The 12415-nt window shown below is 66.1% G+C and carries 9 protein-coding genes, 1 tRNA gene and 1 pseudogene; 5 read left to right on the top strand and 6 right to left on the bottom strand.

Annotation, left to right across the window (positions count from 1 at the left end; all coding sequences use genetic code 11):
• Window positions 1-493 precede the first annotated feature (493 nt).
• Together JOD27_RS21320 and JOD27_RS21315 are read right to left on the bottom strand one after the other, a co-directional pair.
• Entirely contained in the window at window positions 494-757 is a 264-nt protein-coding gene (locus tag JOD27_RS21320) for a WhiB family transcriptional regulator (protein WP_204763974.1), read from the bottom strand.
• Window positions 754-1485, bottom strand: a complete 732-nt coding sequence (locus JOD27_RS21315) for a hypothetical protein (protein ID WP_204763973.1) — start codon at window positions 1483-1485, stop codon at window positions 754-756. Before JOD27_RS21315 ends, JOD27_RS21320 begins: the two co-directional genes overlap by 4 nt.
• A 176-nt stretch (window positions 1486-1661) precedes the next feature.
• Between JOD27_RS21315 and JOD27_RS47180 the strand changes: the two are divergent.
• From JOD27_RS47180 to JOD27_RS21305, 3 genes and pseudogenes are all read left to right on the top strand, one after another.
• Window positions 1662-1895: pseudogene (locus tag JOD27_RS47180) on the top strand (SWIM zinc finger family protein); the annotation flags it as partial.
• Window positions 1896-1928: 33 nt separating this feature from the next.
• The gene (locus JOD27_RS21310) at window positions 1929-3323 is read left to right on the top strand and encodes a DUF6880 family protein (RefSeq protein ID WP_239567721.1); all 1395 of its coding nucleotides are present in this window, start codon (window positions 1929-1931) and stop codon (window positions 3321-3323) included.
• Window positions 3324-3524: 201 nt separating this feature from the next.
• The gene (locus JOD27_RS21305) at window positions 3525-5663 is read left to right on the top strand and encodes a tetratricopeptide repeat protein (RefSeq protein WP_204763971.1); all 2139 of its coding nucleotides are present in this window, start codon (window positions 3525-3527) and stop codon (window positions 5661-5663) included.
• Here JOD27_RS21305 and JOD27_RS21300 read toward each other — a convergent pair.
• Together JOD27_RS21300 and JOD27_RS21295 are read right to left on the bottom strand one after the other, a co-directional pair.
• Window positions 5640-5882, bottom strand: coding sequence for a hypothetical protein (locus JOD27_RS21300; RefSeq protein WP_204763970.1), 243 nt, complete (start codon window positions 5880-5882; stop codon window positions 5640-5642). The genes JOD27_RS21305 and JOD27_RS21300 overlap by 24 nt on opposite strands.
• Window positions 5876-7063, bottom strand: a complete 1188-nt coding sequence (locus JOD27_RS21295) for a hypothetical protein (RefSeq protein WP_204763969.1) — start codon at window positions 7061-7063, stop codon at window positions 5876-5878. The genes JOD27_RS21300 and JOD27_RS21295 overlap by 7 nt, the downstream gene beginning before the upstream one ends.
• A 215-nt stretch (window positions 7064-7278) precedes the next feature.
• On the opposite strand from JOD27_RS21295, the gene JOD27_RS21290 reads away from it, so the two are divergent.
• Window positions 7279-10260 carry an AfsR/SARP family transcriptional regulator gene (locus JOD27_RS21290; protein ID WP_204763968.1) on the top strand — a complete coding sequence of 994 codons (2982 nt, stop codon included), beginning with the start codon at window positions 7279-7281 and terminating at the stop codon, window positions 10258-10260.
• Window positions 10261-10717: 457 nt separating this feature from the next.
• Here the strand turns inward: JOD27_RS21290 and JOD27_RS21285 are convergent, their stop codons facing one another.
• Entirely contained in the window at window positions 10718-11206 is a 489-nt protein-coding gene (locus JOD27_RS21285) for a hypothetical protein (RefSeq protein ID WP_204763967.1), read from the bottom strand.
• Window positions 11207-11895: 689 nt separating this feature from the next.
• Here JOD27_RS21285 and JOD27_RS21280 point away from each other — a divergent pair.
• Window positions 11896-12078 carry a site-specific integrase gene (locus JOD27_RS21280; protein ID WP_204763966.1) on the top strand — a complete coding sequence of 61 codons (183 nt, stop codon included), beginning with the start codon at window positions 11896-11898 and terminating at the stop codon, window positions 12076-12078.
• Window positions 12079-12209: 131 nt separating this feature from the next.
• Here the strand turns inward: JOD27_RS21280 and JOD27_RS21275 are convergent.
• Window positions 12210-12284 (bottom strand) — tRNA-Arg (locus JOD27_RS21275).
• Between the last annotated feature and the right edge of the window lie 131 nt (window positions 12285-12415).

Here is a 12415-nt window from a genome sequence, read left to right as displayed (position 1 = left end):
GGCTTCGAGTCCTCGGCGTTCTCCACGCCGGACATCATGTCGGTCATCAGGTGCACTTCCATGATCGGGAGTTACACCGCTCGTTTTACAGTCCCGTCCGGGGGTCTGCCCCCGGCTGGGTCTGGGGGCTCGGCCCCCAGAAAACGCCCGAAGGCGACCCGGTTCGCGCTTTCCGCGAACACGAATCGCCTTCGTCTTTGGTGCCCCCGGCGGGAGTACCAAAGGATGGGAACAGGGCTGACCAGCGGTTTCAGGTTGGATGCTTGGTCGTGCAGGCCAGTTTCATGTCGTAGTAGTGCCGGTAGCGCTCGTGTGCGGTGGCGCGCTGCTGATGTTTCGGTGGTGCCACAGCACTACGTCGCGGATGACCGCCGCCTGTTGCAGTCCGATGCGTCAGCTTCGGCGCTGTCAACGAGGTTGATCTCGAAGACGACGTCCACGGCTTCATGTTGCTGCTGGCGGCGGGTCCGCTGCCTGTGGTCGGGAGTTGTGTTCATGCTGCGATCTGAGTATCAGCATGTCTGAGCGCTTCGCGGTCGACTTGGTCCATGCCGCCCCACACGCCGTAGCTCTCGTCCTTGGTGAGTGCCGTGATGGCACAGGTGAGGCGGACTGGGCATAGGCGACAGATCGCTTCGCAGTCCGCTGCGGCCGCGCTTTCCGGCTCGGCGTCGATCCAGTCGACTTCTCGGTCTGTGGTTCTGCATGCTGCGTGCACCTGCCAGTTCGGTGCACGCAGCGCGATGTGTGCGGTCATACCGCTGGACGAAGGGGGCCGCCGAGGAGGTAGTCGACGAGGTGGCGGGAGGCAGTGTTGAGCTGCGCCGCCACCTGGTGGCGGCGCATCCCGCGCCGCTTGGCCGCAGTTGACCGGTCTCCGTGGTCGAGGAGCACATCGGAGACGAGGTCGGCTTCGTGGGGTGTGACGACACCGGACAGTATGGCTCCTGCGAGGACGAGGTCCGGGTGTCCGCCGGCTGTGCGTGCGTCGATTGCGGTGTCGGTGAGGTCGGAGCGGGACATCGCTCGCCGCCTTTCGCTGTTGCAGGCTTCGTGGCCGCGTCGGAAAGCTGCCCAGTAGAGCTGTCCGAAGATCTTCGGTGAGCGGGCGTCTGCGAGGTCGAGTGCTTGGAGGAAGCCTTCGAGGATTTCGGAGTCCAGGTCGTTGCGGTCACCGCAGAAGCGGGAGCTCAGTTTCCCGGCGATGTGCTTGAGGCCGGGCATCATCATCGCGGCAGCGATGGTGGTCCACGGTTCGGGTGTCGCGTGTGCCCTTCGGACGAGTTCGTGCCACACGGCGTCCTTGCTCACCCAGCTCGTCTGTCGCTTGAGGAGCAAAATGCGCACGCGGTCCAGGGACAGCTCTTCGTCGGGCAGGCCGCAGCCGAGTGCCGCGCAGTCGAGGGTCAGTGGCTGCGGGTCGGCGGTCATCGCGAGGAATCGCCGTTCAATCACGTCCAGGTGCGAGGGGGAGAGCGAGGTCATCGGGGAGGTGCCTTTCGGAGGCTGGAGACCATCTCACCGCCTAATCCGCTTCCCACGGCACTTGGTGGAAAGGATTCACCAAAAACGGGTGGCGGTTGCTGTCGCGCTTCAGCGAGGGCGTGGCCCGCATGTGACCGTCGCTGTTGCGGTGCCTGGCAGGATGACCGGCCGTGGAAATGAGCGTGAGTACGGTGCGGAAGCTGGCTGACGCGAGGTCGTTCGAGCGAGGTGAGCGGTATTTCGCGGCTGGCCAGGTTCGGCGGGTCACGGTGGACGGGTCGACCGTGAACGCCACAGTGGACGGCACTCGGACTTATCGCGTGCGGCTTGATGTCACGCCGAAGGGTTTGCGCGGCCATTGCTCCTGCCCGTACGGAGCTGACGGCGTGTTCTGCAAGCATTGCGTGGCCGCCTCGCTGGCCTGGCTTGAGCAAGGTGGAGAGGTGGGGGAGCCGCGTTCAAAACCGTTGTCGGACAAGCGGTTGCGGTTGTTCTTGCGTGGTTGTGACCAGGAGTGGCTGATCGAGCAGCTGATGACGGTCGCGAAATCGGATCGAGTGCTGCGAGCTCGGCTCGCCGTCGCGGCCGGGCAGGAGAACGCGTTCGACGACCGGGACATCAGAGACCGCCTGGAACGCGCCATCGACATCCCTGACTTCATCGACTACGCAGGAGCGTACGGCTACTTCATGCACGTGGCTGACGCTCTGGACGAAGTCGAACTACTGATTGACGCCGGGTTTCCCGATGCCGCGATCACCCTCGCCGAATACGCGCTGGAGCTGCTGGAGTCCTCCGCCGAGCGGGTGGACGACTCCGACGGTGGGCTGTCCGAAGCGATCGCCCGCGCGGAGGAAATCCATCTGGCGGCGTGCGAGGCGGGCTCACCGGACCCGGTGGAGCTGGCCGAGCGTCTGGTCACGTGCGCGGTGAGCAGCGGCTACGAGATGTTCCTCGACGTGTTGCCCGCGTACGAGGAAGTGCTCGGCTCAGCGGGCTTGGCACGGTATCGGGAACTTGTCGAGCAGGCCTGGCGGAAGTTGCCGCCGAAGAAGCCGAACGACTACAGCGCCCGCCGCTTCGTCATCAGCCACCTCATGGAGAACCTGGCGGAGTCGTCGGATGGGGCCGATGGACTGATCGAGGTGCTGGCGCGGGATGTGACCAGCGCCTACGACGTGCTACGCATCGCCGAGCGGCTGTGCGCTGACGACCGTGACGACGAGGCGCTGACCTGGCTGGAACGCGGCCTGGCCAACTTCGACCCCGACTTCCGCCTGCGCGATCTGGCTGCCGACATCCACCTGCGCGCTGGCCGGCGTGACCTGGCGGGCGAGATGTTGTGGGCCAGCTTCACCGACCGCCCGAGTCTGGAGTCCTTCCGCGCACTGCGCCAAGCCACCGCCGAAGGCTTTCCGCCCTGGCGGGAACGCGCGCTCGCTTTCCTCGCCGAGGCACCGCCAGCCACGGGATCCTGGTCACCGGGCCGCTCGACGCTGGTGGAGATCCTGCTGGCCGATGACGAGATCGATGCCGCCTGGCAGGCCGCTGTCGACGGCGGTTGCTCGGAGGGTCTGTGGCTCCGCCTCGCACGCGCCCGTGCCGCGAGCCACCCGGCCGACGCCATCCCGATCCTGCTTCGCGCCGCCGACCGGGCGATCGAGCTCCGCAACCGTGACTCCTACCAGGCGGCGGCCCGTCTGCTGGCCGAGGCCAGGGGCCTGTTCGCCCGCTGCGACCGCGACGGTGCCTTCTGCGACCACATGGCCGCGGTGCGCGACGCCCACCGCACCAGGTGGGCCCTGCGCCAGGAACTCGACTGGGCCCACCTGCCCTGACCGGGCGCGAGCGAATCTCGAGGCTGCACCAATCGTCCGCCTGCCTTACACCGGCCAGGTGTCCGGGACGGTCGAGTGGTGACGCAGATCGCAACGGCGCTTCGGCGGACGATCATCGTGGGCAGGCGGTCGTGTTGGTCGTCACGGGTGGTTTTGAACAGCTTCGAGTGCAAAACGCCGTACGGTCGTCATGTTGCGCAGATGCGAGTGCACAGCGGGGGTGCCATGGACGCGGACGTGCAAAACGAGATGTCAGGCTCGGTTCAGGGCGGCGTCGTGCAGGCGGGGGCCGTGCACGGTGACATCCACATCCACTCGGACGGGGACCCTGCGGTGCCCATCCCGCAGCAGCTGCTCCCGGCGCCGGCCCATTTCACCGATCGCGCGTCCGACCTGGCCGAGCTCGACAGAATGCTCGTACCGGGAGAACGGATGCTCGCCGTGCTCGCCGGACCGGGCGGCATCGGCAAGACCGCCCTCGCGCTCCAGTGGGCCCACCGGATGCACGACCGCTTCCCGGACGGGCAGATCTACGTGGACCTCGGCGGGTTCGGCGGCGAGACCCCGGTGAGTTCGGAGGAGGCACTCGGCCTCTTCCTGCGCAGTCTCGGAGTCGCACCGCAGCGCGTTCCGGCCGACCTGGCCGAGCAGGCCGCGCTGTACCGCTCGCTGACAGCCGGCAAGTCGCTCCTGGTGTTGCTCGACAACGCGCTCGCGGCTGCGCAGGTGCGGCCGTTGCTGCCGAACTCGTCGTCCAGCGCTGTCGTGGTGACGAGCCGGACACGCCTGACCGATCTGGTCGTTGACGGCGGACGGCTGCTGGACATCCGCCCGCTGGCGGCGGCGTCGGCGGTGACGTTGCTGGCGAAGACGTTGGGCGGCAACCGGATCGCGGAGGAACAGGATCGCGCGGAGGCTCTGGTCGACCTGTGCGGCGGGCTGCCGATCGCGGTCCGGGTCGTCGCGGCACGCCTCGTCGCGCGGCCGAAGTGGTCCGTGGGACGTGTCGTCTCTGAGCTGGCGGACGAGCAGCTGCGCCTGGCGATGCTGTCACCGTCGCAGGAGCTGTCCGTCCAGACGACGTTCGACCTGTCCTACCGAGCACTGGACGAGCGCACTGCCGTCGTTTACCGGAGACTCGCGCTGCATCCGGGCCAGACGTTCGGTCCGGCCGTGGCGGCGTCGGTGCTCGGTGAGCGGCTTTCCACGGTCACGCGCCTCATCGAGGAACTGGTCGACAGCAGCCTGCTCGAAGAGGTCGCGGAGGATCGTTACCGGTTCCACGACTTGGTGAAACTCCATGCCAGACAACAGTCCGCCGAACAGGACAGCCGGGAGGACAGCGACGCCGCACTGAGGCAGGTGCTGGAGTGGTATCTGGCCGGTGCGATGGTGGCCGACCGGGTCGTGACGCCGCACCGGCGCCGGCTGGACTACGTGTTCAGCGTCGAACCGACCGAGGTACCGCGGTTCGCCGATCGCGACGAAGCCCTGTGCTGGCTCGAACTTGAGCGCCACAACCTCATCACCGCCGGTCAGGCGAGTCTGGCCGGGTGGCCGGACCTCGCCTGGCACCTCTCCGATGTGTTGTGGCCGTTGTTGTTGCACCGCAAGCACTATCACGACCGGATCGAGATCGACCTGCGCGGTGTCGAGGCCGCCCGCCGGTGGGGGAACGCGTTCGCCGAGGCCGACATGCTGAAGCGGCTCGGTCGTGTCTGCACGACGCTCGGCAGGCACGGCGAGGCAGAGCGGAACCTGCGCGCTTCGCTGGCGATCGCGGCGGCCGGCGGTGATCAGCGCGGCGTCGCCGATGCGCGCGAGGGATTGGCGTTGCTCTATGCGGAAACCGATCGCGTGTCGGACGCAGCCGCGGAGTTCGCGGAACTCGTGGAGCTGAACCGCGCGTTGGACGCGGACCGAGGTCTCGCATTGAGCTTGATCCATCTCGGTACGGCGCTGAGCCGCCTTGGCCGCGATGCCGAGGCTCTGGTGCACCTGGCCGAGGCGGCGGTCGTCTTCGACCGGCTGCCTGAGCCGGACTCGTACAACAAGGCACGGGTGTTCGTGGCGCAGGCGTGGGTGCACTGTCGCACGCAGGACTTCGTGCGTGCGGGCGAGGTGGCCGAAGAGGCGCTGGCCATGATGCGGGACGTCGGATCGCACGAAGGGCTCGCCCATTCCCACGAGGTGATCGCGGAAGTCGCGCACCATCGTGGTGACGACGCCACGGCGGTGGATCACCTGCGGCAGGCGGTCCACCTCCTCACCTCATTGGGATCCTCCAGGGCGAGCACCGTGTCCGATCGACTTCGTTCATGGGCAGGCGACGACGAGTAGCCGCCCGCACGGGTGTTCCGCTCTGGCGGCGCGGTGCTCCGCGCACCACACCGGCAGGCCGTTGCGGACGAGCAGGTTCAGGTCGAGGCCGGTGGTGAACCAGGTGTGCAGCGAGATCGTCACAGACGCGGCGAGCTCGTCCGGCGAAAGGCAGTCCACCAGCGGTCCGTCGACGGAGAGGTCCAGCGTCCTGCCGTCTTCGGCCGTCGCCGTCAGCACCGGCACTCCTCGGGCGTGGTCGTCACCGGTGCCGGCGCACGGTGCTTTCCTCGCAGCGGAACGCCCAGGAGCCGGTACATGGCTTCCCTGATCAGGGTCGTTGAACGGCCGGGGCACGAGGTCAGGCTATCCACGATCGCGTCCTGCAACAGCTCGGATCGTGCGTGCGCTTCTTCGAACATGCCGGACAGGGAGGAGCTGTGGTCGTAGATGACGGCGTTGTGCCGCAAGAGGTCCTGCGGCGATCCGCTTGTCGTGACGGCCTGCGGCCCGGGATCCACCAGCACGACCGGTGTGCCGATCGCCGAGGCGTACACGGGGACCGAGCCGTGGTCGCCGATGACGATGTCGGCGGCCACGACGGCAGCCCGCCAGTCGACGTGCGGACCGATCACGACGAGTCCGGCGTCCATGCAGTCGGCGAGCCACGACCTGATCTGGCGTGGTGCGTGGCCGAACCACACGGCCGGATGCATCAGCGCGGCGACGCGGTACCGCGACGGCAGTTCGTCGAGCAGGCGTCCGAACAGGTCCGGGCACTTCCCGAACAGGGACTGCCCTCCCCAGGTCGACGCGATCACGACGAGGTGCTGTTCCGCCCGGACGCCCAGGTCGGTGCGGTAGCGGTCGCGGTGCGGCAGGCTCGCGACCATCCGGTCGTAGCCGGGATCGCCGGCGACGACAGCGGCGTCGACGGCAGCCGGACACTGGTCGCGGAGCACCGCCAGCTGATCCTGGTGCGACAGCACGATGGCGTCGGGCAGGACCCGGCCGTTGTGGATCAGCCGTTGCGCGTCCAGGCCGTAGACGGTACCCGCCTGGGTCTTGCCGTAAGCGGCTCCGTGCGGCAGGACGAGCAGCGGCGCGTGCACGTGCTGCAGGCCGCCGTACCCGGCGGCGACCGCGAGGTCGAACCGTTCCCGGATCACCTGTTCCCACGACAGGACCAGACCTCCGGTGCCGCGGAGGAAGTCGTCGACACCGTTGCTGAAAACGTCCGGTGCTTGGGCGAAGGTGACTTGGATCCGGGTGTCCCGTTCGACCAGTTCGATCACCTCCAGCAGCCGCTGACCGCTGGTGACCGTGTGCACGACGACCAGCACGTTCAACAGACCAGGCCGCGTCACCCACCGGGCAGCGTCCAGCCCGACTGGCACCTGCAACCACTCAGCACGCGTCATGAATCTTCCCCTCGGTCCAGCAATGAGCCCCGTTGGCACCAAGGATGCGGATGGCGCTTGCCCATCCGCTTGCCGTGAACTTGCCCCTCCGAATGCCGGTCCTGGCCTCACTGATTTGGAGCAATTGGGAACATTCGGCCTGCTGGAATTCAAGTGCGAAGTGCACACTGGTCATCCTGGGCGTGCAAGTGGGACCAGCGAGGGGTGAGACGCTGGTGGAATTCAAGATCTTGGGGACGACGTCCTTGCTGACAGGTGACGGGAGTATTCACCTCGGCAAGGCGCAACAGCGCGGTGTTTTGGCCTTGCTGCTCCATGAAGTCGGACGTCCCGTGCCGATAGACCTGATCATCGATGAACTGTGGCGCGGCGAGACCCTGCGAGTCTCAAAAGGACGGCTGCATCCCATCGTGAGCAGGCTGCGCAAGGTTCTCGCCGAGTCGGGCTCCGGTGGTCAGCTGCGCAAGGAAGGTGCTGCTTACCGCCTTGATCTCGATCCGATGCTGGTCGATCTGCACCGCTTCCGGAATTTGGTGACAAAAGCTAGACAGGCGTCCGCGAGCGATGACCACTTTTTGGCTAAAACTCTGGTGCAGGAAGCGCTCGAATTGTGGCACGGCAAGCCGCTTGCGGATCTGAGTGGAACCTGGTCGGATCACTGCCGTGCCCAGATGGAGCAATTCGATCGGCTACCTGCCTACTACGTGTTGTTCGACAGTCAGCTGCAGCTGGGCGAATACAGCGAAGTGATGAGCGCAGTCGGCCGTTTGGTCGACGAGCACGACACCGAGGAGATGTTCGCCCGCCACTACATGCGATCGCTCGACGGGATGGGCAAGTACTCGAAAGCGCTCGAGTTCTACAGCGAGTTCTGCTCCCGGCTGGAATATGCGGTCGGCGCCGAGCCGGGCCCGGAAATGCGCGAGCTCTACCGGGCCGTGCTGAGGAAGCAGGCGGGCACGGCGATCGTGAGCAAGATCGACCCGGAACCGCCGCGGCAGCTCGAGAGGGACATCCCCAACTTCGTCGGCCGCAAGAACCTCCTCGTTCGACTGGACGCCCTCCTCGCCGCAGGCCAAGGGCAGGTCGTCGCACTGCACGGCATGCCGGCCGCGGGCAAGACGAGTCTCGCGACCCGATGGGCGCACCATCGGAAGTCCCGGTTCCCGGACGGCCAGCTGTTCGTCAACCTGAGCGGACACGGACCCACCGCACCTATGGCGCCGGACGACGCCATAGCCATCCTGCTGGCGTCGCTGGGGGTGCCGCTCGACCGGCTGACCGTTGACGAACGACGTGTCCGGCTCAGGAGGTCGTTGAGCGGCAAGAATATCGTGCTGATCCTCGACAACGCCCGCGACGCCGCCCAGGTCCGCCCGATCCTCGCCGCGGCGGCCGACTGCTGCTGTCTCGTGACCAGCCGGATCGAGCTCAAGGGACTCACGATCCGCGAGGGCGTGCGGACGGTGGAGGTGCCGCCGCTGACGCAAGAGGAGTCCACCGCCCTGCTGCTGGCCGAACTCGACGGCAGAGGCCGTTCCGGCGAGGACGACGGCTTGGCCGAACTGGTGCGGCTTGCCCAGGGCCTTCCGCTCTGCCTGCGGATCATCGCTCAGCTCGCCGTCGACCGGCCCTACCTCACGCTGCTGGAGCTGGCGGACGAGTTGCGCCGGCAGGAAGGTCTCGGCCTGCTGGACTCCGCGGACAGCGACGACGAGTGCACGACGTTGTCCTGCGCGTTCAGCTGGTCGTACCGCGCCTTGCCAACCGAGGTCGCGCTGAGCTTCCGCCGCCTGGGCCTGCACCCCGGCCCGGAGTTCGACATCTCGGCAGTGGGCGCGGTCCTCGGCGAGCACGAGTCCGTGGTCGTCGAGCACCTTCGGCTGCTGGTGAAGGCGAACCTGGTCCGGCAGATCTCAGCCAGCCGCTTCAGGCTCCACGATCTCCTCTTCGGTTACGCCGTCGATCTGGCGCGCCTGGAGGAAACTCCTGATCAGCGGGAATTGGTACTCAATCGCCTACTTGATTGGTATCTCGCGTCGACCTGGAATGCGGCGCAGCGCGTGACTCCCGAGCGGACCCGGGTTCCCATGCTGAATGGAATTTCCTGGCACGGCGCCGTGAAGTTCGACACCGTGAGTTCCGCCCTGGATTGGTTCGCTCGAGAGCAGACCAATCTAGCTGCTGTTGTGTCGCATGCCGCAAGACATGGTTTTCATGATCACGCCTGGCGGCTGGCGGCGAACATGAATGAATCATACGATCGCTTCGGGTTTTACGAGGACCTGAGGCTCAGTCATGAAATCGCGTTGTCCTCGGCTCGTGAACTGGGTCACCGGGAGGGGGAGTGCGGCACGCTCAACAACCTCGGTGTCGTGCTGCATTGGCTCGGTCGGTACGACGAAGCGCGGCAGATGCTGTCTGCTGCCGCGGTGTTGGCGGACGAACTCGGACATCGGGAACTGAGTGCGCTGAGCAGGCAGAACCTGGGCAGCGTACACCTCAAGGCCGGCCAGACCCGCATCGCCATCGCGATCTACGAGAAGGTGCTCGACCTCCTTCGGGGAATGGGCGAGCGGATCATTGAGGCGTGTGCTTTGGATCAACTGGCCAATGCGCATCACCAGATGGAATTGGACGAGGTTGCACTCGACTATCACGAACAGGCACTGGTGATTCGAGAAGAAGTGGGCGATGTGCGCGGCCAGGGAACGACGTTGACTGAATTGGCCAAGATGTACCACGAGCACGGCGAGAGTAACAAGGCGCTGTCCTGCAGTGAACGTGCACTCGAAGCTCATACTCGCAGCGGTGACAAGTCGGGTATGGGCGAAGCGCTTCTCGTGATGTCCGAAGCTCTCTACGATCTCGGCTCTTTCGTGCAGTCGGCCGACGCGGCGGAAAAAGCGACCGGACTTTGCCGGCACGCTCATTCGCAAGCTCGTGCGTGGCACGTGCTCGGCCACGTCCGCGCGATTGCCGACGATCTCACTGCAGCGGCGGATTGCTGGAGGCAAGCCGCTGACCTGCTCCGAGGCGCTCCAGGTCAGGAGGACGACCTCCTGTTGGCGCACGTCCAGGCGCACCGCGAGGCCCGGTGGTCCATTCCGGATCCCCGCATCGAGGGAACGGCTACGCCGCGCGAGTCCGATCTATCTCTGCGTAGCCGACACGATGGGGTTCCTTCGACAGAGTGATTGACGGTTCGAGTAGTCCTGCGCTGTCACGGTTCGTGTGCTTGCCCTGACCCCAATGGCTGGTTGATTCCCCATGGGGTGTACCGTCCCTCGCCATGAGAAAACTCGCAGTAGTAGCCACGCTGGGTGTCGCCCTGGCGTTCGCGTCGTTGCTGCCAGACTGGGGCGGTATCATTTATGGTTCGCCTGCTGTCACCTCGCAGGCGCTTCACGCCTGAGGCTCGGTCTGTACTCATTGCGTCATAACAAATGAACTCACTTGTTCTTTTGAAAGCAAACTGATTCGTTCCCGAACGAGTGCTTGAGCTGTTGCGTGGGCGGCTGCCCTGTCCCGGCCGCCCACGCGCCGATCACCTGACCGGGACCACCGCTGCCTCGCCCCAGTCGGCTTCCCGTTCGACCGCCTCGATCCTCAGCGACACCTGGTCGAAGTGCTGCTGCCGGGCCAAGGGGACGACTACCGCGACAAGCGTCGGCTTGACCCGTTGCGCGGCGCATCGTTGATCTGGGCACATTGCCAGTTGAGGCTGGTCTGGTCGGCGGCCGAGCACGGCTCCTGCGGGTAGTAGGAGTCTCCGACCTGCACGAACCCGTAGACGACCCGGTTCGGGGCCGGTGGGGCGACCGGCTTCGCGACACCTGGCGGCTGTCGTGTGGTGGCCGGGGCTTCCGGCACCACCACCGGTCGAGTCGTCGTCGGCGCGGGGGACGCCTGGTGGGGTGCGGGCGTTCCCAGCCAGATCCCGAACCACAACGTCGAGCCGAGGGCCACTAGCGAGAGGCACCCGGTCACCGTCCACCTGGTCCACTGCCGGCACAGCCGGTTTGCGGCTCGCCGCACCGGACCGTTCCTGGCGGGCGGCGGTTGGTGATCGTCGGTGAGCATGCGTTCGCCCGCCATCTTCACCACCGCATCGCACCTGTGCTCCATGGCCACGCGTCCCACGACCTGCACCCACTGCTTGAAGTGAAGAAGGACGCTGGCTTCACGGGACTCATCGCTCTCACCGACACTCAACACCTGCGCCCTACTGCCGCTGGGCGAGCCACCACAGCCGTGCTGGCTCGCTCGGCGGCGTGGGCACATCAGGGGCTCGCGGAAAGCGGAGCACTCATCGTGGGACCGACGACCTCTGGCCTCGTCGAGCCAGCCAGCTGGGCCCTCCGTTCGCTGTGCTGGACAACAGAAAGCTTCACGCTGGGCGCTTCATCTCGTGACGAGGAGGGCTACATCGAAGGCCAGCACATCGTGTGGATGGTCGGCATCGACCGTCTTCTGTGCAGCGCCGAAGATGCCTTCGAGAGGAGATGCCTTCGAGAGGGGCCACGAACGCGAGGAACGGGCTCTGGCTAAGCGGAAGCAGAAGTTGACGCCAAGTGCATCGGATCGGGCTCATGATCGAGAAGATGATCATCTGCTCACCGGTGCCCTGCGAGTACGGGGCTCGATCCTGTTCGGATGGCCCTTGAGGCGCACAGTGGCGCCGAGCCTTCTTCAATGCTCGTCAATCACTGCGCTTCGTCCGAGGTTCAGGCTCGCCGCATCGCAAGCCCAAGTACACGATCCTGCGGTACTGGCGTTGGGCCGGTGAGGACGGGTTCTCGCCGGAGGTGCTCGCCTCTCCGCTGGAGGTCGTGCCCCACGACCTCCGGCATGCCGGCGTCTCGACGATGCTCTGGGCCGGTGTCCCCGCGGTTCGAGTCACGCTCATCGCTGGTCATTTGGTTGAGGTGCTGCTCGGCATCTACGCGAAGGTCCTGGACGGCGAGGAGGACGCGGTGAAGCGGCGCATCGAGGCTGGTCTGGGCAGCTCGTAGCCCTGCAGAACTTTTGGCGCTTGGCGTGAACGGTCGTGATCGGCTGGAGACGGCTATGAACGGCTGGACACACAAGTAAGGCCCTTGACCGCGTTCCCGCTGGTCAAGGGCCTCTTTGTGCTGATCAATCGTGGTGCCCCCGGCAGGATTCGAACCTGCGCACCCGCCTCCGGAGGGCGGTGCTCTATCCCCTGAGCTACGGGGGCCGTAGCTACGTGGAAGATCCTAGCGCACTCGCGCGACCGGGTTTCACACCTACCCCCACCAACCGACCCAAGGTGGTGTCAGTCACCTTCCCCACGTGAGGGAATAGGCGCGGATTGCACTCATGCGCATA

It is taken from the genome of Lentzea nigeriaca (assembly GCF_016907955.1).
GTDB lineage: Bacteria > Actinomycetota > Actinomycetes > Mycobacteriales > Pseudonocardiaceae > Lentzea > Lentzea nigeriaca.
Note: the sequence above shows the minus strand (reverse complement) of the source record. Positions and strands in the feature narration are given on the sequence as shown.